Consider the following 22,109-nt stretch of genomic DNA (forward strand, 5'->3'; position numbering starts at 1 on the left):
CATCGCCGACAGGGCGGCGCGCGCCTGTCATCGTCCTGTCATCTGAGCGGGGCAGACTGCAGCGCATTCCCCCTGAACGACCTCGATGGAGGGCAGCATGGACATCAATGAGCTCGAGGCCTTCACGGCCCGGCACGAGAACTTCGAGATCCGCGTGATCAGCCATGCCGGCAGTCGCGTCTATCAGATCGAGCTGGAAGACGTCGAAGGTCGGCGTCGTCTGCTGACCCGGCGCGGCAAGCCGATGCTCTTCCGCGCCCTGGATGATATCTATCTCGAGCTCAAGCGTGCCGGCATCCATCGCGCCTACCTGGTGCATCGGGTGCCCCATGACGAGATGATCGGTCGCGCGGCCCACTACCATGAACCCTTGGCGTCGCGCATGCCGCTGGTGTTCTGATGGCCGTGTCATCACGCCGGGGCCTGTCCCTTCGGCTGGCCGGCCATCCTCCAGGTGCCTCACACGACCGTTGAGCCCCTCGCGGCCGGCGGGCCGATAGCGGCTGATGCGTCATCGAGGGTCAGGCAGGCTCTCGAAAAGCTGTACAAATGGCGTTGATAGTACAACTTTATTTCTCCTGATCGCTCGTGATGATAGGCTGACGCCATCAGTTTCGTCTCATGCCGATCACGGGGAGCGCGCGCCATGGCAGCCTTCGAGCACTTGTCCGATTCCGAGCGGGACTCATCGGGGGAGGGGCGGCTGCGACACGCGGGCGCCGAACATCCATCGCTGCCCCGCGCCAAGGTCGGTGTGGTGCTGGTCAATCTCGGCACGCCGGATGCCACCGACTATGGCTCGCTGCGTCGTTATCTCGGCGAGTTCCTGTCCGATCGTCGAGTCGTCGACTACCCCCGCTGGTTGTGGCAGCCGCTGCTGCAGCTGGTGATCCTGACCCGGCGCCCCTTCGTCTCGGGCAAGGCCTATCGCAGCATCTGGAACCAGGAACGCGACGAGAGCCCGCTGCTGACCATCACGCGGGAGCAGACCGAGAAGCTAACCGAGCGGCTGGTGTCGGCCTATGGCGATGAAGTCGAGGTGGACTTCTGCATGCGCTATGGCAATCCCTCCACCGACAGCGTGCTGCGCCGCCTGCAGGCCCGCGGTTGCGAGCGCATCCTGTTCTTCCCGCTGTATCCCCAGTACGGCTCACCGACCACCGCCAGCGCCTGTGACCAGGCCTTCCGTACCCTGATGCGGCTCAAATGGCAGCCGGCGATCCGTACCGTGCCCGCCTACTATCGGCATCCGTCCTATCTCGAGGCGCTCGGCGCCTCGGTGCGCGAGACCTACGAGGCCGTCGAGTCGACGCCGGAGGTGCTGGTGGCCTCTTATCATGGTGTACCGAAGCGTTACCTCGACCAGGGCGATCCCTACTACTGTCATTGCCACCAGACGACCCGACTGCTGAAGGAGCGGCTGGGCCTTGCGGACGCGGCGATCGAGACCACCTTCCAGTCGAAGTTCGGGCCGGAGGAATGGCTGGGCCCGGCGACCGTCGAGCGGGTCGCCGAGCTGGCCCGCGAGGGGCGTCGTCATATCGCGGTGATCTCGCCGGCCTTCTCGGCCGACTGCGTGGAGACCCTGGAAGAGGTCCAGCAGGAGATCCGCGATGCCTTCCTCGAGGCCGGCGGCGAGACCTTCACCTACGTTCCTTGCCTGAACGCCCGTGACGATCATGTCACGGCGCTGGAGGCGATCGCGCGCCAAGAGTTGGCGGGCTGGTTGTAGCCGTCGTCGACGCCGAGACAAGGCGCACCGAAACGCGACAGGCGGCCCTTCAAGGGGCCGCCTGTCGCATGTTGGGTATGGCAAGTGCTGGGGGGTGTCACTGGCTGGGCGGGCGCTTGTCGAGCGTGATGGGGCCGCGGTCGGGAGGCGAGCCGTGGGGCACCGGCGTCTGGCCGACCTCTTCCTCCTGCAGCTCCACGGGGTGCCCGCGGGTCTTGTCGACGTACTTGAGCTGCAGGTGCAGGCCCGTCTTGGCCAGCAAGTGAGCACTCACCGGGGCGGTGATGAACAGGAACAGGGCGATCAGGATCTCCTGCACCACGGGTTCGCTGTCGGCGATGCCGAAGTAGAGCATCGAGGCCACCAGGGTGCAGCCGATGCCCATGGTGGTGGCCTTGGTCGGCCCGTGCAGGCGCATGTAGAAGTCGCGCAGGTGGGCCATGCCCAGCGAGCCGATGAAGGCGAAGGCTCCGCCGGCGATCAGCAGCAGCGAGATGATGGCCTCGAGAATCACGTAGAACGACATGCTGGGCTCTCCTATTCGATGATGTCGCCGCGCTGTAAGTACTTACATACCGCCACGGTGCTGATGAAGCCGAGCATGGCGATCAGTACCGCCGCCTCGAAGTAGGTCTTGGTGCCGAGCCACAGGCCGAGCAGCACGATCAGCGCGATGGAGTTCACGTACATGGTGTCCAACGCCAGGATGCGATCGGGCAGGGTGGGCCCCACCGTCAGGCGGAAGGTGTTGAGCAGCAGGGCCAACATCACCAGTGTCAGGCTGATCTTCAGGGCGATGTCTAGCATTCGTAGATCTCCTTGAGCGGGCGCTCGTAGCGTTCGCGGATCTGTTCGATCAGCGCCTCGTCATCCTCCACATCCAGGGCATGGATCAGCAGCGTCCGGCCGTCCATACGCAGGTTGGCCGATACCGTCCCCGGGGTCAGGCTGACGGTGCTGGCCAGCAGGGTGATGGTGAAGCGCTCCTCGAGCATCAGCGGGTATTCCACGAAATGGGGCCGCGAGCGCTGACGCGGGTTGAGGATCAGCCAGGCCACCTGGAAGTTGGCGACCACGATGTCGCCCAGCACCCGCAGCACGTAGCGTAGCAGCAGGCCGGGCCGCTTGACGCTGGGCTGCACGTCCCAGAAGCGATAGGTCAGCAAGGGGATGGCGATGGCCAGGGCGCCGCCCAGCAGGAACTGGCCGAAGGCCAGGCTGCGCACCAGCAGCAGCCAGACCACCAGCAGCAGCAGCGACAGCATCGGAATCGGAAGCCAGGAACGAGAGCGAATCATGAGGCGTCTCCAGCGTCGGACAGCAGGGTGCGAACCATGGCATCGGGGTTGGCCAGCTGCTCGGCGGCGGCCTGGGTGTAGTCGCTCACCGGGCCGGCCAATGCCACCAGCAGCGGCGAGGTAGCCAGCAGCAGGGTCGCCCCAACCCAGTGCTGGCGAGGCAGCGGTTCGCCGTCGCGCTCGCCCTTCTGGCTCCGCCAGAACAGCGTCGAGCCGGCCCGCGACAGGGCGATGATGGCGGCCAGTCCGCTGATCAGCAGCAACGGCCAGAGCCAGGGCTGCTGCTCGGGGGTGGCGGCGTCGAGCAGCAGCGCCTTGCCGATGGCACCGGACAGCGGCGGCAGGCCGGCCACGGCCACGGCACCGGCCAGGAACAGCATCGCCAGGGCACCACCTTGGGTCAGCGGGCGACCGCGAACGATACGCGTGCCGGCCTTGCCGCGCTGCAGGCCGATCATCTCGGCGAGCAGGAACAGGCCACCGGTGACCAGGGTGCTGTGTATCAGGTAATAGAGCAGCGAGGCGGTCGCCTCGGTCGTGCCCATGCCGATGCCGGCCAGCAGGGTGCCCACCGAGACCAGGACCAGATAGGCCACCAGCAGGCGCAGGTCGCGGGCGGCCATCACCCCGAGGGTCGCCACCGCCAGGGTCGCCAGCGCCAGCCACCACACCCAGGGCTGCTGCAGGGCGGCCAGGCCGCCGGCCTGCTCACCGAAGATCAGCGAAAAGACACGCAGGATGGCGTAGATGCCGACCTTGGTCATGATGGCGAACAGCGCCGCCACCGGGGCCGGGGCCGCGGCATAGGCGCGTGGCAACCAGAAATACAGCGGCAGGATGGCCGCCTTGAGGCCGAATACCACTAGCAGCAGCAGCGCGCCGGCGGTCACCAGCCCGGTGCGATCGTCGGGAAGCTCGGCGATCCGCGCCGCCATGTCGGCCATGTTGAGGGTGCCGGTGGCGCCGTAGAGGGTGCCCACGGCGATCAAGAACAGCGACGAGCCGGCCAGGTTGAGGACCACGTAGTGCACGGCGGCCTGGGTGCGCGACTTGCCGCCGCCATGCAGCAGCAGGGCGTAGGAGGCCAGCAGCAGGACCTCGAAGAACACGAAGAGGTTGAACAGGTCGCCGGTCAGGAAGGCACCGTTGATGCCCATCAGCTGCAGCTGGAAGAGGCCATGGAAGTTGCTGCCCTGCTCGTCGTCGCCGCCGCAGGCGAAGATCACGCAGCCCAGCGCCAGCACCGAGGTGAGCAGCACCATCAGCGCCGAGAGTCGGTCGAGCACCAGCACGATGCCGAAGGGCGGCTGCCAGTCGCCCAGGGCGTAGTAGGCGATCTCGCCGCTCGAGGCGCGTTCGACCAGCAAGGCGGAGATCACCACCAGCGCCAGGGTGGCGCCCACGCCGAGCCAACGCTTGATGCGCGGGTTGCCTTGGCGCGTGCGCAGCAGCAGTACGCCGGCGATCAGCGGTAGGACGATGGGCAGCACGATCAGGTGGGGGCTCATCGGCGCGTCTCCTCTCGATCTTCGCGATTGCGGCCGCCATCGACGTGGTCGTTACCCATGTCGCCGCGGGCGCGCATCGCCAGGATCACCGCGAAGGCGGTCATCGCGAAGCCGATGACGATAGCGGTCAGCACCAGCGCCTGGGGCAAGGGGTCGGCATACGACGTCTTGCCGTCGATGATCGTCGCGCCGTGGGTGGTCAGCCCGCCCATCGAGAACAGGAACAGGTTGACCGCATAGGACAGCAGGGTCAGTCCCATCACCACGGGGAAGGTGCGTCCCCGGAGGATCAGGTAGAAGCCACAGGCGCTGAGCACGCCGGTGGTGATGGCATAGAGGCTTTCCATCAGCGTTTCTCCTTGCCGCTGGTGGCGGGGGAATGTGCGTCCTTCACCGGGCGGTGCAACGTGGTCACCTTGCCGAGGTTGGCCAGGATCATCAGTGTCGCCCCGACCACGGCCAGGTAGACGCCGAGGTCGAAGATCAGCGCCGTGGCCAACTCGAATTCGCCGATCAGCGGGAGCTGGAAATGACCGAAGGCGGAGGTCAGGAAGGGCCGGTCGAACAGCCAGCTCCCCAGGCCGGTCAGGGTCGCCAGCCCCACGCCGGCGATGGCCACCGGTTGATAGGGGAAGTCGAGGCGCGCCTGGGCCCACTCCACGCCGCGGGCGATCAGCAGCAGGATCAGCGCCACGGCGGTGATCAGACCGGCGATGAAGCCACCGCCCGGCAGGTTGTGGCCGCGCAGGAAGATGAAGGCGGAGACCAGCAGGGCCAGCGGCAGCAGCGTCTGGGAGATGGTGGTGAGGATCATCGGATAGCGATCCGGGCACCACAGCCGGCCCTCGGTGTCGCTGTGCGGCATGAACAGGCGCAGGCGGTTGAGCAGCTTGAAGATCGCCAGGCCGGCGATGGCCAGCACCGTGATCTCGCCGAGGGTATCGAAGCCACGGAAGTCGACCAGGATGACGTTGACCACGTTGTGGCCGCCGCCACCGGAGACGCTATTGTCGAGGAAGAAATCCGAGATGCTGGCGTTGCTTCGTGTCAGTACCGCGTAGTTGAGGCTGGCGACGGTCATGCCCAGGGCCCCGGCCAAAACGGTATCGCGCAGGCTGCGCGGCAGCGAGGATTCGCGCGGCGTCCGCTGGGGCAGGAAGAACAGCGCCAGCATCAACAGGATGATGGTCACCACCTCTACCGACAGCTGGGTCAGGGCCAGATCGGGGGCGGAGAAGCGGGCGAAGGTCAGCGAGACGAGCAGGCCCACCATCGATAGCATCAGCAGCGAGATCAGGCGATAGCGGTGGGTGACCACGGTGGCCAAGCCGCTGAACATCAGCAGCGCCGCGCCGGTGAGCAGGATGCCGTCCACCGGCCGCTGAGGCGCCTCGCCGGCCAGGCTCGGCATCTTGCCGAGGCCCAGCGCGACGAAGATCAGCGAGACCAGCAACAGCAGCCCCATGTAACGTTGCAATGAAGCGTTGTCGAGGCGCTTCAGCAGGGCCTCGGCGCGATTCCCCGCGCGCTGTACGCCGGCCTCGAACACCAGGCGCGCATCCACCGGCTTGAAGCCGCGCAGGAAGCGACGCAGATAAGCGTGGGCGGCGTAGAGCCCGGCCCCGGCGACCAGCGCCACGGCGCTCATCGCCAGCGGCAGGTTGATGCCATGCCAGAGCGCCAGGTGGAAGTCCAGCGGCGCCAGCAGCACGGCGCGGCTGGCCAGGTCGAGCAGGCCGCCGGCCAGCGCCGACGGGAACACGCCGACCAGCACACACAGTGTGGCCAGCAGCGCCATCGGGGCGCTCATCAGGCGCGGCGGCTCATGGGGCGTCTTAGGTGGCTCTTGGGTCGGTGCCTTGAAGAACACCGCGTGTACCAGGCGCAGCGAATAGGCCACCGATAGCACGCCGCCGGCGGTCGCCAGCACCGGCATCAGCCAGCTCAGGCCGCCGAGGACCGGCGACGTCAGGGTCTCGGCGAACAGCATTTCCTTGGAAAGGAAGCCGTTGAACAGCGGCACGCCGGCCATGGCGGCGCCGGTGATCGTGGTCAGCACGGCGGTCAGCGGCATGGCACGGCGCAGCCCACCCAGGCGCGACAATTCGCGGGTGCCGGCCTCGTGATCGATGATCCCCGCGCCCATGAACAGCGCCGCCTTGAAGGTGGCGTGGTTGATGATGTGGAACAGCGCCGCCAGCACCGCCATGGGACTGCCGATGCCCAACAACACGGTGATCAGGCCCAGGTGGCTGACCGTGGAGAACGCCAGGATGCCCTTGAGGTCGGTCTTCATCAGCGCGAACCAGGCGCCATAGAGCATGGTGGTCATGCCCACCAGGGAAACCGTCAGGGTCCACAGCTCGCTGCCGGATAGCGCCGGATGCAGGCGCGCCATCAGGAAGATGCCGGCCTTGACCATGGTCGCCGAGTGGAGATACGCCGAGACCGGTGTCGGCGCCGCCATGGCGTGGGGCAGCCAGAAATGGAAGGGGAACTGGGCCGACTTGGCGAAGGCGCCCAGCAGCACCAAGGCGAGGGTCAGCGGGTAGCGCGGGTCGGCGACGATCGTCTCGCCACTGGCCAGCACGGTGTCGAGTTCGTAGCTGCCGACGATATCGCCAAGCAGCAGGAAGCCGGCCAGCAGCGCCAGGCCGCCGGCGCCGGTCACCGTCAGCGCCATGCGTGCGCCCTTGCGGGCATCGCTGCGGTGGGACCAGAAGCCGATCAGCAGGAAGGACGAGAGACTCGTGAGCTCCCAGAAGACCCATAGCAGCAGCAGGTTGTCGGCCATGGCGATGCCGACCATGGAGGCCATGAACAGGATCAAGTAGGCGTAGAAGCGCCCATAGGGTTCGTCCGGGTCCAGATAGAAGTGCGCGTAGAGCAGGATAAGCAGGCCGATGCCGAGGATCAGCAGATTGAACAGCAGCGACAGGCCGTCCAGCCGGAAGGCCAGCTCCAGGCCCAGAGATGGTATCCAGTCGACGGCGAAACGCAGCGTCTCGCCATCGAGCAGGGCAGGCACTTCCGCCAGCATCAGCAACAATGCCAGGGCGGGCAGGGCGGCGGTGGCCAGGGAGCATTCCCGGCGTCTCAGGCCGGCCCCGAAGGCCGGCACCAGAACGCCGAGAAGGGGTAGCAGTGCTATCCACAACAAGGTCATCGATCAGTCATCCTGCTCGGTTGCGTCATGTCGGAGCGTCATCATGCCGAGGGGGCGCACGCTAGTGGTAGGGCGTTGCATCCGTCCCAGGGCCGGTCGAGCTCCATGAAGTGATTGAATCGCAATACCTTAACGCATCGGGCGGCGGCTCGCGCCTCCTTGCCTTTCAAAATCGGGCTCTTTAAGGTTGAGCCACGCTTTCATCCGGTGAGCCCGTACGGACGCCAAGGAGGGATGCTCGATGCAACTGGCTGTATTGGGAGGCTTCGTGCTCGCCGGCATGGCGCCGCTGCTGCACCGTTGGTTCGCCGCGCGTACCCCGCTACTGATGGCAGCATTGCCGGCGGGAATCGCCGCCTGGCTGCTGGCCCAGTGGCCGATGGTCGTCGCCGGTGGTGCGCTGCGGCTGGAGTGGGCCTGGGCCCCGGGGCTCGATATCAGCCTGACCTTCCTGCTCGATGGCCTGTCGCTGATGTTCGCCCTGCTGATCAGCGTGATCGGCGCCGTGGTGCTGGTCTATAGCGGCGAGTATCTGCGTGGTCATCGCGACCTGCCGCGCTTCTTGGTGGTGATCACCGCCTTCATGATGTCGATGCTGGGCCTGGTGCTGTCCGATAACCTGGTGGCGCTGTTCGTCTTCTGGGAGCTCACCAGCATCACCTCCTACCTGCTGATCGGCTTCAACCATACCGATTCTGCCGCGCGCAAGGCCGCCCAGCAGGGGTTGCTGGTGACCGTGGGCGGTGGCCTGGCGCTACTGGCCGGCTTCGTCATGCTCGCTCAGGCCGGCGACAGCTGGTCCCTGCAGGCGCTGGTCGAGCGTGGCGACGTCCTGCGCCAGCATGAACTCTACACGCCGTTGCTGATCTGCATCCTGCTCGGGGCCTTCACCAAGTCGGCCCAGTTCCCCTTCCATTTCTGGTTGCCCAACGCCATGGCGGCGCCGACGCCGGTCTCGGCTTACCTGCACTCGGCGACCATGGTCAAGGCCGGCATCTATCTGCTGGCCAGGCTGCATCCGGCGCTTTCCGGCAGCGAGGCCTGGGTGTTCACGCTGTCGCTGGTCGGCGCCTTGACCATGGTGACCGGCGCCTTCCTGGCGATTCGTCACACCGGCATCAAGACGCTGCTGGCCTATTCCACGGTGATGGCGCTGGGCACGCTGACCCTGCTGTTGGGTATCGGCACGCCCGGGGCGCTGAGCGCCTTCGTGATCTTCCTGCTGGCGCATGCTTTCTATAAGGGCACGCTGTTCCTGGTCGCCGGCATCCTCGACCATGAGACCGGCACCAAGGACGTCACCGCCATGGGCGGGCTGCGCCGGGTCATGCCGCTGACCGCGGCGCTGGCCATGCTGGCCGCGTTGTCGCTGGCCGGCCTGCCGCCGCTGTTGGGCTTCGTCGGCAAGGAGCTGATGTTCGTCTCGCTGCTGGAGGCCTCGAGCTGGCAAAAAAGCCTCCTGGTGCCGGCCTTCGTGGCTGCCTTCCTGACGCTTTCGGTGGCGGCGATCGTCGCGCTGCGCCCCTTCTTCGGCGCCCGGCAGGAGACGCCGCGCACGCCCCGGGAGCCGCCCCTCGCGATGCTTGCAGGGCCCTTGCTGCTGACCTCGCTGTCGCTGCTGCTGGGGCTCGCGCCGGGTGGGCTGGATGGCCTGACCCGCGCCGTCCTGGCAGACATCGGCGCCTCCGGGGCCGACGTGAAGCTGGCGCTGTGGCATGGCATCAACCTGCCGCTCGGGCTGTCGTTGGCGAGCCTGGTGCTGGGGGGATTGGTGTATCGATACTGGGATGGGCTGCGTGGCATGTTACGGCGGCTCGACCCGCTGATGACGCGTGGCCCGGAGGCCGGCTACGATGCCTTGATGGCGGGCCTGGTGGCACTGGCGGCCTGGCAGACGCGTTTCCTGCAGAACGGCTACATTCGCAACTACCTGGTGATGACCCTGCTGGTCATGCTGGGGCTGGTGGGGCATGCCTTCTTCTTCCGCCATGGCCTGGCGATCGAGCTCGGCGTGTCGGTCTACATCCATGAGGCGGTGGTCGCCGGCCTGATGGTCGCCGGTGCGGTGTCCGCCTGCGTGATGCGGGCGCGGCTAGCCGCGGTGGCGGCGGTGGGGGTGATGGGCTTCTGCATCGCCCTGACCTTCGTGCTGTTCAGTGCGCCGGACCTGGCCATCACCCAGTTGCTGGTGGAGACCCTCACCGTGGTGCTGCTGGCGCTGGTGCTGTTCCGCCTGCCGCGCTTCGCCACCCTGTCGACGCCCATCGAGCGGCTTCGTGATCTGGTGGTGGCGACGCTGACCGGCGGCATGATCACGCTGCTGATGCTCTCGGTGCTGTCCGGCGAGCGCCTGCCGCGCATTTCCGACTGGATGGTCGCCAACAGTCAGCCGCAGGCCCACGGGCATAACATCGTCAACGTCATCCTGGTTGATTTCCGCGCCCTGGACACCCTGGGCGAGATCTTCGTCCTGGCCCTGGCGGCCGTGGGTGTCCATGCCATGCTGCGGTTCCATGCTCGCGGGAACCCGGCCGGCGATGATGGAGGCTCGGGAGGGCCGATGAAGTCCGGGACGCTGATCTTGAGCGTCGCCGCCCGTCTGCTGTTGCCGCTGCAGCTGCTGTTCTCGGTGTTTCTGCTGCTGCGTGGTCACGATGAGCCCGGCGGGGGCTTCATCGCCGCCCTGGCGGCCTCGGGGGGGTTCGCGCTCTACCTGTTCGCCTTCGGGCGCGATGCCCTGCGTCAGGTCCTGCGAGTCTCGCCGCGCGATCTGGTGGGCGTCGGTCTGCTGCTCGGCATGCTCTCGACGCTGCCGGCCTGGTGGAGCGGCGAGCCCTTCTTCACCGCCCACTGGTGGACGATCCCGGTGATCGACTTCAAGGCCTCGACACCGCTGATCTTCGATATCGGGGTCTATCTGGCGGTCGTGGGTGTGGTGCTCACCGCCATCACCGCCTTGGTGGACAACGATCGACACGATGAGGGATAGCCCATGGAATCGCTAATGGCCGTGAGTATCGGCGTGCTGTTCGCCACCGCCATCTACATGATGCTGCGGCGTTCCATCGTCAAGCTGGTGATCGGACTGATGCTGCTGTCCAACGCCGCCAACCTGCTGATCTTCACCACGGCCGGCATGCGTCGTGGGGCACCGCCGCTGGTGCCGGAGGGGCTCGGCGCGCCGACGTCGGCGGTGGCCGACCCGCTGCCTCAGGCGCTGGTGCTGACCGCCATCGTCATCGCCTTCGGCGTGCTCTCGTTCGCGGTGGTGCTGGTGCGGCGCGCCTGGGAGGTCGTACGGGCCGACGACCTGGATCAGATGAAGGATACCGACACGTGACCCCGCAGATCGCGCTCCCCATCCTCATTCCCTTGTTCGCCGGTGCTTTGTCGCTGGTGTGCTGGCGTTCCCGCACGATGCAGCGCCTGATCGCGGTGGGCGGCACCGCGGGACTGCTGATCACGAGCTGCTGGCTGCTGATGACGGTCAACCGCGAGGGGATCCAGGTGATGCAGGTGGGCGGCTGGTCGGCCCCCTTCGGCATCAGCCTGGTCGCCGACCTGCTGGGCGCCATCATGGTCGTGCTCACCGGCGTCATCGGCCTGGCCGTGGCACTCTTCTCGCTGGCCTCGATCGGCCGCGGTCATCAGGACTACGGCTACTTCCCGCTGATGCATCTGCTGCTGGCCGGGGTGGCCGGGGCCTTCTTGACCGGTGATATCTTCAACCTCTACGTGTGGTTCGAGGTGATGCTGGTGGCGTCCTTCGCGCTGCTGATCCTGGGCAGCGAGAAGCCGCAGATGGAAGGGGCGATCAAGTACGTCACTCTCAACCTGGTGTCTTCGGTACTGTTCCTGGTGGCCGTGGGCCTGCTGTACGGCATGGTCGGCACGCTCAACATGGCCGACATCGCCCGTCGGCTGGCGAGCCTGGAGGACACCGGCATGGTCGACGTGCTGGCGATGATGTTCATGGTCGCCTTCGGCATCAAGGCGGCGGCGTTCCCGTTGTTCTTCTGGCTGCCGGCTTCCTACCATACCCCGCCGGTGGCGGTGTCGGCGTTGTTCGCCGGCCTGCTGACCAAGGTCGGGGTCTATGCCCTGTTCCGGGTGTTTACCCTGATCTTCCATCATAGCCCCGGCTATACCCACGAGATCCTGCAATGGGGTGCCGCGCTGACCATGCTGTCCGGCGTGCTGGGGGCGGCGGCTCAGTTCGAGTTCCGGCGCATCCTGTCGTTCCACATCGTCAGCCAGATCGGCTACATGATCCTGGGGCTTGCGCTGTTCACGCCGCTGGCGATCCTCGGGGGCGTGTTCTACATCGTCCACCACATCATCGTGAAGACCAATCTCTTCCTGATCAGCGGCATCGTCCAGCGGCTGCGCGGCAGCTATCGCCTCGAGGCGCTGGGCGGCGTCTATCGCGACCATCCCTGGCTGGCGGTACTGTTCCTGGTGTCCGCGCTGTCGCTGGCCGGGATGCCGCCATTATCCGGCTTCTTCGCCAAGTTCATCGTGATTCGCGCGGGCCTCGAGGCCGAGGCCTATGGGGTGACGGCGATCGCCCTGCTGGTCGGGTTGTTGACCCTCTATTCGATGACCAAGATCTGGAACGAGGCGTTCTGGAAGGCGCCGCCCGACGATGAGGCGGACAGGGTGCCGCCGCGGCAGGTCGGGCAGCGCGAGCTGTGGCTGATGGGCGCGCCGGTGGTCGGCCTGGCGATCTGCACCCTGGTGATCGGTCTGCAACCCGACGCGCTCTATGCGCTGGCCGAGGCCTCGGCGGCGCAGCTACTGGCGCCGGAACGCTACATCGAAGCGGTGCTCGGGACACCCGGAGGAGGCGTATGATCGGGGCGGCCTGGAACCTGTTACTCGGCGTCGCCTGGGTGGTGCTGACCGGCGACTTCAGCGGCGGCAACCTGTTCGCCGGGCTGGTGTTCGGCTACCTGGTGCTGGCCCTGATTCAGCCTCAGGTCCCGGCGCTGAACGGTTACGCGCAGCGCTTGCCGCGGCTGGTTCGCTTCGTCGGCTTCTTCCTCAAGGAGCTGGTGGTCTCCAACCTGCGGGTGTCCTACGACATCGTCACCCCGCCCTGGTACATGAAGCCGGGGGTGATCGCCATGCCACTGAAGGCGCGTACCGAGTTCGAGATCGCCTTCGTCGCCAACCTGATATCGCTGACCCCGGGGACACTGAGCCTGGATGTCTCCGACGACCGTCGTGTGCTCTACATCCATGCGATGTTCCTCGACGACGAGCCGGCGCTGACCCAAAGCCTGGCCGAGCTCGAGAGGCGTGCCCTGGAACTCTTTCACTAACCAGTCGAGGCCTATCCCGTGTCGATCGTGATCCTGTTCAGTCTGGCCCTGATGTCGTTGGCGCTTTGCCTGGCGTTCGCGCGCCTTTTCCGCGGGCCGAGCCTGCCGGATCGGGTCGTGGCGCTGGAGCTATTCTCGTCGATCCTCGTCGGCATCATCGGCGTGGTGGCCATCGCCACCGACGTGGCGATCCTGCTGGACGTGGCCATCGTCATGGCGCTGATGGCCTTCATGGCGACGATCGGCTTTGCCCGATTCCTGGAGCGGGGAGGACCGCGAGATGACTGACGTGCTGACCGCGGTGGGCATGCTCAGCGGCTCGACCTTCATGCTATTGGCCGCCCTGGGGGTGGTCCGCCTGCCGGACTTGCTGACGCGCCTGCATGCGACGACCAAGGCGGCGACGCTGGGTGTGACGTTGATCATGCTGTCGGTGGCGTTGCACTTCGCCGAGACGGCCGTAGTGGCACGGGCCTTCGGGATCATCCTGTTCCTGTTGCTGACGGCGCCGGTGGCGGCACACATCATCGGCCGGGCCGGCTACTTCGTGGGCGCCCGTCTGTGGAATGGCACCGTCAAGGACGAACTGCGCCCCCACTACGACCCGCTGACACACCGCCTGCGCAGCGGGCGTGAGGAAGAAGACGATCCGGCCAGCGGATCACGCCACGGCGACTGACCGCCCATCGTCGACGCGCGGCTCGCTCAGGGGCCTGGCCGCTTGCGAGCCGGGAGGGACTGCCTGCCCGTCGGGCTGGCCTGGCGGGGCGATCTGCGCCATCATCGAGGGCTCTTTTCGTCAAGGAACGCCGTCGATGTTGCCCCCGTTATTGCTCCTCATGCTGCTGTGCGCCGGCCTGACCGGCTGCCAGGGGCTTGCCACGCCGCGTGCCGAAGCCGCCTCGCCATCGACCGACGTATCGGCCTCGGCGACGCCCGATGAGGGAGCGGAGGCCTCGTCCGCCCGGGGCGTCGGCGCCGATCGAACGTTTGCCGACTGGCGGCACGACTTCCGCCGTCGGGCCCGGCAGGCGGGCCTCGGCGAGACCGCGCTGGCACGCGTCGACGCGCTGCGCTATCTGCCCCGGGTGATCGAGCTGGACCGTCGCCAGCCGGAGTTCGTGCGCCCGATCTGGGCGTATCTCGACGGCGCGGTCTCGTCGAGCCGGGTGAGCACCGGGCAGGCGCGGTTGGCCGACTATCGCCAGACCGCTCGGCGTGCGGAGCGACGCTTCGGGGTGCCGGCCGAGGTGCTGGTGGCGATCTGGGGCATCGAGAGCAGCTACGGCGGCTACCAGGGCGAGGTCGCGACGCTCGATGCGCTGGCGACCCTGGCCCATGACGGCCGCCGTCGCGAGTTCGCACGCGGTGAACTGCTGGCGGCGTTGCGTATTCTCGAGGCCGGCGAGGTACCCGCCGAGCGCATGGTCGGTTCCTGGGCCGGCGCCATGGGGCACCCGCAGTTCCTGCCATCGAGCTATCTGGCCCACGCGGTGGATGGCGACGGTGACGGCCGCCGCGATATCTGGGGCAGTGTCCCCGACGTCATGGCCTCGATCGCGGGCTATCTCGCCGATGCCGGCTGGCGAGAGGGCGAGCCCTGGGGCGTCGAGGTCGTGTTGCCGGACGGCTTCGACTATGCGCTGACCGATGCCGCGACCCGGCGCGATGCAGACGGGTGGGCGGCCGCCGGTGTCAGCCGCCGCGGCGGCGGCGCGTTGCCGACCCTTGCGGATGCCGGTCTGATCGCTCCAGCTGGCGTGCGTGGTCCGGCCTTCTTGATCGGTCACAACTTCCGGGTCATTCGGCGCTACAACAACGCCACCAGCTATGCCCTGGCGGTAGCCGCGTTGAGCGATGCCATCGCCGGGCGTGCCGCGATTCAGGGCGACTGGCCCCGTCAGGAACCGGCGCTCAAGCGCACCCAGGTGCTGGAATTGCAGCGCCGGCTCGCTGCCCGCGGTTACGAGGTCGGCGAGGCCGATGGCATCCTCGGGCCCAACACCCGGCGTGGCCTGCGGGCCTTCCAGCGCGACCTCGGCGTGACGCCGGATGGCTTCGCCACCCTGGCCCTGCTGGAACGGTTGCGTGAGGTGAGCTCATGAGGCGCATGGCGTGGTGCCTGACGGCGCTGATGTGGTCGTCGGGGCTGGCCGTGGCCGAATCCCCCGAGCGCACGGTGGGGTGGGTCGAATCGGTGACCCTGATGCCCTGGAACCTACCCTTCGAGGCCAAGCTCGACAGCGGCGCGCTGACCTCGTCGCTGGACGCTCGGGACATCGAGACCTTCGAGCGCGAGGGCGAGCCCTGGGTGCGCTTCCGGCTGCGCTTCGATGATGATGACAAGGGGGAGACCTTCGCCATGCACCTGGAACGGCCGCGCGAGCGGCGCCTCACGGTGCGCGGTGCCGGCGGTACCGACGATCGCCCGGTGGTGTTGCTCGAGGTCTGCGTGGACGGGGTGCGTTACGAGGAGGAGTTCAGCCTGCGCGACCGCTCGGAGATGACCTATCCGATCTTGCTGGGGCGCCGCACCATCGGCCACCTGGGGCGTCTCGACGCGGCCAGTCAGCATCTGACCGAGCCTGGCTGTTCCGGCGATGCCCGGCGGGTGGCGCATCGGCCGGATGAGGGCGGGCAGGGGGCCGCCGACGCGGATGCCGATACGGCCTCCGCCGAGGCGTCAGAATAGCCGCGCCAGCAGGGCGGTGACCGCCGTTTCCACGCGCAGGATGCGCGGCCCCATGTGGACACCCCGGCAACCGGCCTCGACCAGCCGCTCCACTTCCCAGGGAATGAAGCCGCCTTCGGGGCCGACGACCAGCAGCGTCTCGTCCTCGACGCCACGCGGGCAGGCGTCGGGCATGCCGGGATGGGCCAGCAGGCCACGGCGGCCTGCCATCAGCGATGGCAGCGTGTCCTCGACGAAGGGCCGGAAGCCCTTGGCCAGGGTCACCCGCGGCAGGCGGGTGTCGCGGGCCTGCTCCAGGCCCAGCTCCAGGTGGCGACGGATCTTGTCGTCGCCAAGTTCCGGCGACTGCCAGTAGCTCTTCTCCACCCGCCGGGTGTTGAGCAGCGTCAGCTCCTTCACTCCCAGCGCGGTGACGTGCTCCAGCGTGCGCGCCAGCATCCGGGGCCGCGGCAGGGCCAGCACCAGGTGGACCGGCAGCGGCGGCGGCGGGGCCTGGTCGAGGCCGGAAACGTCGAACAGCGCCTCGGACTCGTCGAGGGTCAAGAGGCGGCCACGCCCCAGGGTCGCGCCGGCGATGCCGAGCGTCATGTCGTCGCCGGCGCGGGCCCGGTGGACCTCCTTGAGGTGGGCGAGCCGCCGTGGGTCGCGTATCCGAGCCAGGCGGTCGTTCTCGATGTCGTCGGGCGAGAGCAGGATCAGGTTCATGGGGCCTCGTGGTGCCGGTATGCCTTGCATGAAGGGGTGGGCGGTGCACAATACCTGCATCGGCAGGTCTTCGCCCAGCCGAATCGCCCCAAGAGGGCCGTGTGTGGGATGCGCCAGCCTGCCGATCGTCGCCGCGATGCGACCGAGCCGGGTCGCCGGGGGCGCTCGAGGAGGCCGGAGGCGGCGCCCGCGGCCGCTTTCTGACATAATGCCGCGACATTTTTCCCGTGTTTCCCCGTGTAGTGAGGTAGAGCAGCGGATGAAGGTTCTGATCATCGGCGGCGGTGGCCGCGAACATGCCCTGGCCTGGAAGGTCGCCCAGTCGCCGCGTGTCGAGAGCGTCCACGTGGCGCCGGGCAATGCCGGCACCGCCCGCGAGGCCGGGCTCGAGAACGTGGCGATCGGCGCCGAGGACCTGGACGGGCTGATCGCCTTCGCGCGTGAGCGGGCCATCGACCTGACCATCGTCGGCCCCGAGGCGCCGCTGGTGGAAGGCGTGGTCGACCGCTTCCGCGAGGCCGGCCTGGCGATCTTCGGCCCCACCGCCGGCGCCGCCCAGCTCGAGGGCTCCAAGGCCTTCGCCAAGGATTTCCTGGCTCGCCATGCCATCCCCTCCGCCGAGTACCGCACCTTCGTGGCCGTGGCACCGGCGCTTGAATACCTCGCCGAGAAGGGCGCGCCGATCGTCATCAAGGCCGACGGCCTGGCCGCCGGTAAGGGCGTGATCGTGGCCATGAACCAGGCCGAGGCCGAGGCCGCGGTCCACGACATGCTCGAGGACAACGCCTTCGGCGATGCCGGCGCCCGCGTGGTGATCGAGGACTTCCTGCAGGGCGAGGAGGCCAGCTTCATCGTCATGGTCGATGGCGAGACGGTGCTACCCATGGCCACCAGCCAGGATCACAAGCGCGCCTATGATGACGACCAGGGGCCGAACACCGGGGGCATGGGCGCCTACTCCCCGGCACCGGTGGTCACCGACGAGGTCCACGAGCGCATCATGGAGCGGGTCATCCAGCCCACGGTGCGGGGCATGGCCGAGGAAGGCCACCCCTACACCGGCTTCCTGTATGCCGGGCTGATGGTCGACCCCCAGGGCAACCCGCGGGTGATCGAGTACAACTGCCGCTTCGGCGATCCCGAGACCCAGCCGATCATGCTGCGCCTCGAGTCCGACCTGGCCGAGCTGTGCCTGGCCGGTGCCCGTGGTGCGCTGGCCGGCCACGCCTGCGAGTGGGACGAACGTGTCGCGGTAGGCGTGGTGCTGGCGGCCGGCGGCTATCCCGACGAGTACCGCAAGGGCGATGCCATCGAGGGGCTCGAGGCCGCCGAGGCCATCGGTAGCAAGGTCTTTCACGCCGGCACCGCCACGGGCCAGGACGGCGAGGTGCTCACCGCCGGCGGCCGCGTGCTGTGCGTCACCGCCTTGGGCGAGGGTGTCTCGGCGGCGCGTGACCTGGCCTATCGAGGCGTGGCCGAGATCCGCTGGCAGGATGCCTTCCATCGGCGCGATATCGCCCACCGCGCCATCGCCCGGGAGGGCGGTGCCGGCTGAATGGCCGGCCGACATTCACCACGAGGAGGCGGCATGGAACGCGTGAAACTGGATTTCCCCGAAGCGGATATTCTCCACCGGCAGCCGCTGTCGGTGCGTATCACCGACATGAACTATGGCCAGCACCTCGGCCATGACGCCGTGGTATCGATGATGCATGAGGCCCGCGTCCAGGCCCTGGCCAGCCTGTCGCTCAGCGAGGGCGACATGGGCGGCTATGCGTGCGTGGCGGCCGACCTCGCGGTGCAATACCAGGCCGAGACGCACTGGCCCGAGGCGCTGATGGTGGACACCGCCATCCCGGCGCCCGGGCGCCGCGTGATCGCCGTCTATCATCGTATCCGGCGGGTCGCCGATGAGCGTGCCGTGGCCACGGCACGCATCAACCTGATGCTGCTGGACCCCGCCACCGGGCGCCCGGCGGCGGTGCCCGCGGTGGTGCGCGAATGCCTCGAGGGGGCGGCCTGATGTCGCGCGAGTATCCGATCATCGCCGTGACCGGCTCCTCGGGGGCCGGTACCACCACGGTCAAGCGCACCTTCGAGCGCATGTTCGCCCGCGAGGACCTGCATGCGGCCTTCGTCGATGGCGATGCCTTCCATCGCTATACCCGCCAGGAGCTGGCGCGGATCTTTCGCGAGGAGCCGGAGCGCAAGGACGAGCTGTCGCACTTCTCCGTCGGGGCCAACCTGCTGGAGGAGCTGGAGGGGTTGTTCCAGGAATACGGCGAACACGGTCGTGGCACCTATCGCCACTACATCCACGCCGAAGACAAGTCGATGATCGAGGCCGGCTATCAGGTCGGCACCTTCACCGAATGGCAGCCGCTGCCCTCGGGTACCGATCTGCTGTTCTATGAGGGCTTGCACGGTGGCCTGGTGACCGCCGAGCACGACATCGCCCGCCACGCCGACCTGTTGGTCGGCGTGGCGCCGACCATGAATCTGGAGTGGATCCAGAAGATCGACCGCGACATTCGGTATCGCGGCTATTCCCAGGAGGCGGTGATCGACACCATCCTGGGGCGCATGGACGACTATGTGCGCTACATTCAGCCGCAATTCTCGCGCACTCATATCAACTTCCAGCGGGTGCCCACGGTGGATACCTCCAACCCCTTCGAGGTGCAGGACATCCCCGTCGATGCCGAGTCCTTCGTGGTGATCCGTTTCCGCGACCCGGCCACGGTGGACTTCCCCTACCTGCTGGCGATGATCCAGGATGCCTTCATGAGCCGCCCGCATACCCTGGTGGTGCCGGGCTCGCGCATGCCGCTGGCCATGGAGCTGATCCTGGGGCCGCTGGTGCGCCACCTGCTGGCCCAGCGACGCTTTCGCTGAGCCGCTTCTACCATCCGCGTTCGTCACCCGTCGAGGAGCCTTCCCCATGGATTGCCTGTTCTGCAAGATCATCCATCGCGAGATACCCGCCGACATCGTCTATGAAGACGACGAGGTGTTGGCCTTCAATGACCTCAATCCTCAGGCGCCGACTCACCAGCTGATCGTGCCCAAGCGCCATATCGCGACCCTCAACGACATCGAGCAAGACGATCTGGCGCTGGTCGGGCGGCTGCAGTTCACCGCCGCCAGGCTGGCCCGCGAGGCCGGCTTCGCCGATGACGGCTACCGGGTGGTGATGAACTGCAATGAACAGGGCGGCCAGACCGTCTACCACATTCACATGCACCTGATGGGCGGTCGGCGCTTCACCTGGCCGGCGGGCTAGTCGGCTCCGCGCGTCGGGGAAACTGCCGGCCCCGGGGCGACTCGGTTACAATGCGGCCATCATCGATTCAGGGGGTGTCATGAACCGTCAGTATTCCCGTGCCGACCGACTGGTGCGCCAGGGCGATGCCGTATTGCGCACCCTGCTGCCGGGCGCCGCCCAGCCGTCGCGCCCTTCGCCGGCCACCCCGGAACTGCGTGACGACGCGTTGGCCCCGGCGGAGCGCCGCCATGCGGTAGGGTTGATGCGCATCAACCATACCGGTGAGGTCTGTGCCCAGGCCCTCTATCAGGGGCAGGGGCTGACCGCCAAGCTGCCCGAGATTCGTGTTCAGATGGAGGAGGCCGCCCAGGAGGAGATCGATCACCTGGCCTGGTGCGAAGCGCGGCTCACCGAGCTCGACGGCCAGACCAGCCGCCTCAATCCCTTGTTCTACGCCGCCTCGTTCGGCATGGGGGCGCTGGCCGGTGCGGTCGGCGATCGGCTCAGCCTGGGCTTCGTGGCGGCTACCGAGGAGCAGGTGGGGCGCCATCTCGATGCCCATATGGATGAGTTGCCGGCGGGGGATCATCGCTCCCGCGCGGTGCTGCGCCAGATGGCCATCGACGAGGCGCAGCACGCCGAGCAGGCGCTGGCCGCCGGTGGCGCGCGCTTTCCGGGGCCGGTCAAGGCCGGCATGTCGCTCGCCTCCAAGGTGATGACCCGCTCGGTCTACAGGCTTTAACTGCCCCCGTGGGGTGAGCCATAAGCGGCGAGTCACCCCATCACCCAAAACCCCATCGGGTCCGACCGATGGGGTTTTTGACGTTTCTGACGGCTTACGGCGTAAAGCTCCGCCGCGTCAGTCCATGTTGCGCGAGTAGAAGATCTCCAGCATCTCCTTGCGCAGCCGGCCCTCGATGTCGCGCGCTTCTTCGAAGCTGATATCGCGCCGAGAGGTGCCGAACAGGTAGTTGTCCAGCTCGAAGTCCTTGAGCAGCATCTTGGTGTGGAACATGTTCTCCTGATACACGTTCACATCCATCATCTGGTAGGCCTGCTTGGTGTCATCGGCCAGGTAGTCCTGGATGGAGGCGATGTCGTGATCGATGAACAGTTTCTTGCCGTTCACGTCGCGGGTGAAGCCGCGCACCCGGTAGTCCATGGTCACGATGTCGGAATCGAAGCTGTGGATCAGGTAGTTGAGCGCCTTCAGCGGGCTGATATGGCCGCAGGTCGAGACATCGATATCCAGGCGAAAGGTGCTGATGCCGTTGTCCGGGTGTGACTCGGGGTAGCTGTGTACCGTGACATGGCTCTTGTCGAGGTGTGCCACTACGGTCTCCGGCAGCGGCCCCGGGCCGGGTTCCATCTGCTCGGGCGCGGCTTCCTCCAGCTCGTGCTCGGCGATCAGGATGGTCACGCTGGCCCCGTGGGGCTCGTAGTCCTGACGCGAGATGTTGAGCACATGGGCGCCGATGATATTGGTGACATCCTTGAGGATTTGGGTCAGCCGCTCGGCGTTATAGAGCTCGTCGATATAGTCGATATAGGCTTGGCGCTGCTCTTCGGTCTTGGCGTAGCAGATATCGTAGATGTTGAAGCTCAGGGAGCTGGTCAGGTTGTTGAACCCGTGGAGCCGGAGAGTGTCGGTCATGTCCGAGCCTCCCTAGTGTGGCGGATGGTGTCATCCCGACGCGCGGTGCCGGAACCCAGACGATCGAAAGGCGCGTATTATGCACAGCCCACCGCGGCGGCGCACCCGCCGCCGCGGTTTTTTTGCGCCCCGCCGGAGGCCGAATGGACAGTCGCCCCGGCGCGGGAGAAGTCACTCTTCGACGATGGTGAAGGCGTGCGTCACCTCGACGCCGCCCTGGGCCAGCATGATCGAGGCGCTGCAATACTTGTCGGCGGAGAGTTCCACGGCGCGCTTGACCTGTTTCTCCTTGAGCCCCTGGCCGCTGACCGTGAAGTGGATGTGGATCCTGGTGAAGACGCTGGGCACGCTATCGGCGCGCTCGGCCTCGATGCTCGCCACGCAGTCCGTGACCGGGGCGCGAGACTTCTCGAGGATCTCCAGCACATCGAAGGAGGTGCAGGCGCCCATGCCCATCAGCAGCATTTCCATCGGGCGGGGGCCGGTGTCGCGGCCGCCATGGTCGGGCGGGCCGTCGATGACCACGCTGTGGCCACTGCCGGATTCGGCAACGAATTGACGACCATCGGTCCATTTCACTGTGGCTTTCATGAGCTGAATTCCTTCCTGTTTGTCGGATCCCGTGTGATGAAACGTGCGGCTCCACCGCGGCCACTGCCGGCTTTCCATGCCCCCAGGCGACGAATGGACGACCGTCGGTCCGTTGTGCCGTGGTGTTCATGCACTGAATTCCTTCCTGTTTGCCGGGCCACGTGTGATGAAACG

The 22,109-nt window shown here is 67.1% G+C and carries 24 protein-coding genes and 1 pseudogene; 16 read left to right on the plus strand and 9 right to left on the minus strand.

The window, feature by feature from the left end; all coding sequences use genetic code 11:
- Positions 1-97 precede the first annotated feature (97 nt).
- Both ETC07_RS14595 and hemH read left to right on the plus strand, forming a co-directional pair.
- A complete protein-coding gene (locus ETC07_RS14595) occupies positions 98-400 on the plus strand; it encodes a DUF6482 family protein (RefSeq protein ID WP_136249252.1) in 303 nt (100 codons plus the stop codon).
- 246 nt (positions 401-646) lie between these two features.
- Positions 647-1,732, plus strand: coding sequence for a ferrochelatase (gene hemH, locus ETC07_RS14600; RefSeq protein ID WP_136249253.1), 1,086 nt, complete (start codon positions 647-649; stop codon positions 1,730-1,732).
- Between the two features lie 97 nt (positions 1,733-1,829).
- On the opposite strand, the gene ETC07_RS14605 is transcribed toward hemH, so the two are convergent.
- The 6 genes from ETC07_RS14605 to ETC07_RS14630 are packed head-to-tail and all read right to left on the minus strand — an operon-like array spanning position 1,830 to position 7,704.
- Complete coding sequence (locus tag ETC07_RS14605; RefSeq protein ID WP_136249254.1) at positions 1,830-2,258, minus strand: Na+/H+ antiporter subunit G; 429 nt, start codon at positions 2,256-2,258, stop codon at positions 1,830-1,832.
- Positions 2,259-2,269: 11 nt separating this feature from the next.
- A complete protein-coding gene (locus tag ETC07_RS14610) occupies positions 2,270-2,539 on the minus strand; it encodes a K+/H+ antiporter subunit F (RefSeq protein WP_136249255.1) in 270 nt (89 codons plus the stop codon).
- On the minus strand, positions 2,533-3,030 hold the full coding sequence (locus ETC07_RS14615; RefSeq protein ID WP_136249256.1) for a Na+/H+ antiporter subunit E: 498 nt from the start codon (positions 3,028-3,030) through the stop codon (positions 2,533-2,535). Before ETC07_RS14615 ends, ETC07_RS14610 begins: the two co-directional genes overlap by 7 nt.
- Entirely contained in the window at positions 3,027-4,538 is a 1,512-nt protein-coding gene (locus ETC07_RS14620) for a monovalent cation/H+ antiporter subunit D (protein WP_136249257.1), read from the minus strand. The genes ETC07_RS14615 and ETC07_RS14620 overlap by 4 nt, the downstream gene beginning before the upstream one ends.
- Complete coding sequence (locus ETC07_RS14625; RefSeq protein WP_136249258.1) at positions 4,535-4,885, minus strand: Na+/H+ antiporter subunit C; 351 nt, start codon at positions 4,883-4,885, stop codon at positions 4,535-4,537. Before ETC07_RS14625 ends, ETC07_RS14620 begins: the two co-directional genes overlap by 4 nt.
- Positions 4,885-7,704 (minus strand): monovalent cation/H+ antiporter subunit A, encoded by a 2,820-nt coding sequence (locus tag ETC07_RS14630; protein ID WP_136249259.1) that lies wholly within the window; start codon positions 7,702-7,704, stop codon positions 4,885-4,887. Before ETC07_RS14630 ends, ETC07_RS14625 begins: the two co-directional genes overlap by 1 nt.
- Positions 7,705-7,945: 241 nt before the next feature.
- Here ETC07_RS14630 and ETC07_RS14635 point away from each other — a divergent pair.
- The 9 genes and pseudogenes from ETC07_RS14635 to ETC07_RS14670 form a co-directional block, all read left to right on the plus strand.
- Positions 7,946-10,237: pseudogene (locus ETC07_RS14635) on the plus strand (putative monovalent cation/H+ antiporter subunit A); the annotation flags it as partial.
- Positions 10,238-10,264: 27 nt separating this feature from the next.
- On the plus strand, positions 10,265-10,693 hold the full coding sequence (locus ETC07_RS15955; protein ID WP_240724682.1) for a Na+/H+ antiporter subunit B: 429 nt from the start codon (positions 10,265-10,267) through the stop codon (positions 10,691-10,693).
- 3 nt (positions 10,694-10,696) lie between these two features.
- Positions 10,697-11,044, plus strand: coding sequence for a Na+/H+ antiporter subunit C (locus ETC07_RS14640; protein WP_136249260.1), 348 nt, complete (start codon positions 10,697-10,699; stop codon positions 11,042-11,044).
- Positions 11,041-12,558: a Na+/H+ antiporter subunit D gene (locus ETC07_RS14645; protein ID WP_136249261.1), complete on the plus strand. Its 1,518-nt coding sequence runs from the start codon at positions 11,041-11,043 to the stop codon at positions 12,556-12,558. The genes ETC07_RS14640 and ETC07_RS14645 overlap by 4 nt, the downstream gene beginning before the upstream one ends.
- Positions 12,555-13,028, plus strand: coding sequence for a Na+/H+ antiporter subunit E (locus ETC07_RS14650; protein WP_136249262.1), 474 nt, complete (start codon positions 12,555-12,557; stop codon positions 13,026-13,028). The genes ETC07_RS14645 and ETC07_RS14650 overlap by 4 nt, the downstream gene beginning before the upstream one ends.
- 18 nt (positions 13,029-13,046) lie before the next feature.
- Complete coding sequence (locus ETC07_RS14655) at positions 13,047-13,316, plus strand: monovalent cation/H+ antiporter complex subunit F (protein WP_136249263.1); 270 nt, start codon at positions 13,047-13,049, stop codon at positions 13,314-13,316.
- Positions 13,309-13,707, plus strand: coding sequence for a monovalent cation/H(+) antiporter subunit G (mnhG, locus tag ETC07_RS14660; RefSeq protein WP_136249264.1), 399 nt, complete (start codon positions 13,309-13,311; stop codon positions 13,705-13,707). Before ETC07_RS14655 ends, mnhG begins: the two co-directional genes overlap by 8 nt.
- Positions 13,708-13,843: 136 nt before the next feature.
- Positions 13,844-15,133 (plus strand): lytic murein transglycosylase, encoded by a 1,290-nt coding sequence (locus tag ETC07_RS14665; RefSeq protein ID WP_240724681.1) that lies wholly within the window; start codon positions 13,844-13,846, stop codon positions 15,131-15,133.
- Positions 15,130-15,720: an ATP-dependent zinc protease family protein gene (locus ETC07_RS14670; protein WP_136249265.1), complete on the plus strand. Its 591-nt coding sequence runs from the start codon at positions 15,130-15,132 to the stop codon at positions 15,718-15,720. Before ETC07_RS14665 ends, ETC07_RS14670 begins: the two co-directional genes overlap by 4 nt.
- Here ETC07_RS14670 and ETC07_RS14675 read toward each other — a convergent pair.
- Entirely contained in the window at positions 15,712-16,425 is a 714-nt protein-coding gene (locus ETC07_RS14675) for a 16S rRNA (uracil(1498)-N(3))-methyltransferase (protein WP_136249266.1), read from the minus strand. The genes ETC07_RS14670 and ETC07_RS14675 overlap by 9 nt on opposite strands.
- 259 nt (positions 16,426-16,684) lie before the next feature.
- Here ETC07_RS14675 and purD point away from each other — a divergent pair, with 259 nt between their 5' ends.
- From purD to coq7, 5 genes are all read left to right on the plus strand, one after another.
- Positions 16,685-17,980, plus strand: a complete 1,296-nt coding sequence (gene purD, locus ETC07_RS14680; protein ID WP_136249267.1) for a phosphoribosylamine--glycine ligase — start codon at positions 16,685-16,687, stop codon at positions 17,978-17,980.
- A gap of 33 nt (positions 17,981-18,013) precedes the next feature.
- Positions 18,014-18,448 (plus strand): acyl-CoA thioesterase, encoded by a 435-nt coding sequence (locus ETC07_RS14685; RefSeq protein ID WP_136249268.1) that lies wholly within the window; start codon positions 18,014-18,016, stop codon positions 18,446-18,448.
- Positions 18,448-19,320 carry a phosphoribulokinase gene (locus tag ETC07_RS14690; RefSeq protein WP_136249269.1) on the plus strand — a complete coding sequence of 291 codons (873 nt, stop codon included), beginning with the start codon at positions 18,448-18,450 and terminating at the stop codon, positions 19,318-19,320. Before ETC07_RS14685 ends, ETC07_RS14690 begins: the two co-directional genes overlap by 1 nt.
- A 46-nt stretch (positions 19,321-19,366) precedes the next feature.
- Positions 19,367-19,708 carry a histidine triad nucleotide-binding protein gene (locus ETC07_RS14695; RefSeq protein WP_136249270.1) on the plus strand — a complete coding sequence of 114 codons (342 nt, stop codon included), beginning with the start codon at positions 19,367-19,369 and terminating at the stop codon, positions 19,706-19,708.
- Between the two features lie 79 nt (positions 19,709-19,787).
- On the plus strand, positions 19,788-20,432 hold the full coding sequence (gene coq7 / locus ETC07_RS14700; protein WP_136249271.1) for a 2-polyprenyl-3-methyl-6-methoxy-1,4-benzoquinone monooxygenase: 645 nt from the start codon (positions 19,788-19,790) through the stop codon (positions 20,430-20,432).
- Positions 20,433-20,549: 117 nt separating this feature from the next.
- Here the strand turns inward: coq7 and speD are convergent, their stop codons facing one another.
- Positions 20,550-21,344 (minus strand): adenosylmethionine decarboxylase, encoded by a 795-nt coding sequence (speD, locus tag ETC07_RS14705; protein WP_136249272.1) that lies wholly within the window; start codon positions 21,342-21,344, stop codon positions 20,550-20,552.
- 171 nt (positions 21,345-21,515) lie between these two features.
- Complete coding sequence (locus tag ETC07_RS14710; RefSeq protein WP_136249273.1) at positions 21,516-21,935, minus strand: OsmC family protein; 420 nt, start codon at positions 21,933-21,935, stop codon at positions 21,516-21,518.
- Positions 21,936-22,109 lie beyond the last annotated feature (174 nt).

Source organism: Halomonas borealis (genome assembly GCF_004798905.1).
Taxonomy (GTDB): Bacteria; Pseudomonadota; Gammaproteobacteria; order Pseudomonadales; family Halomonadaceae; genus Halomonas; species Halomonas borealis.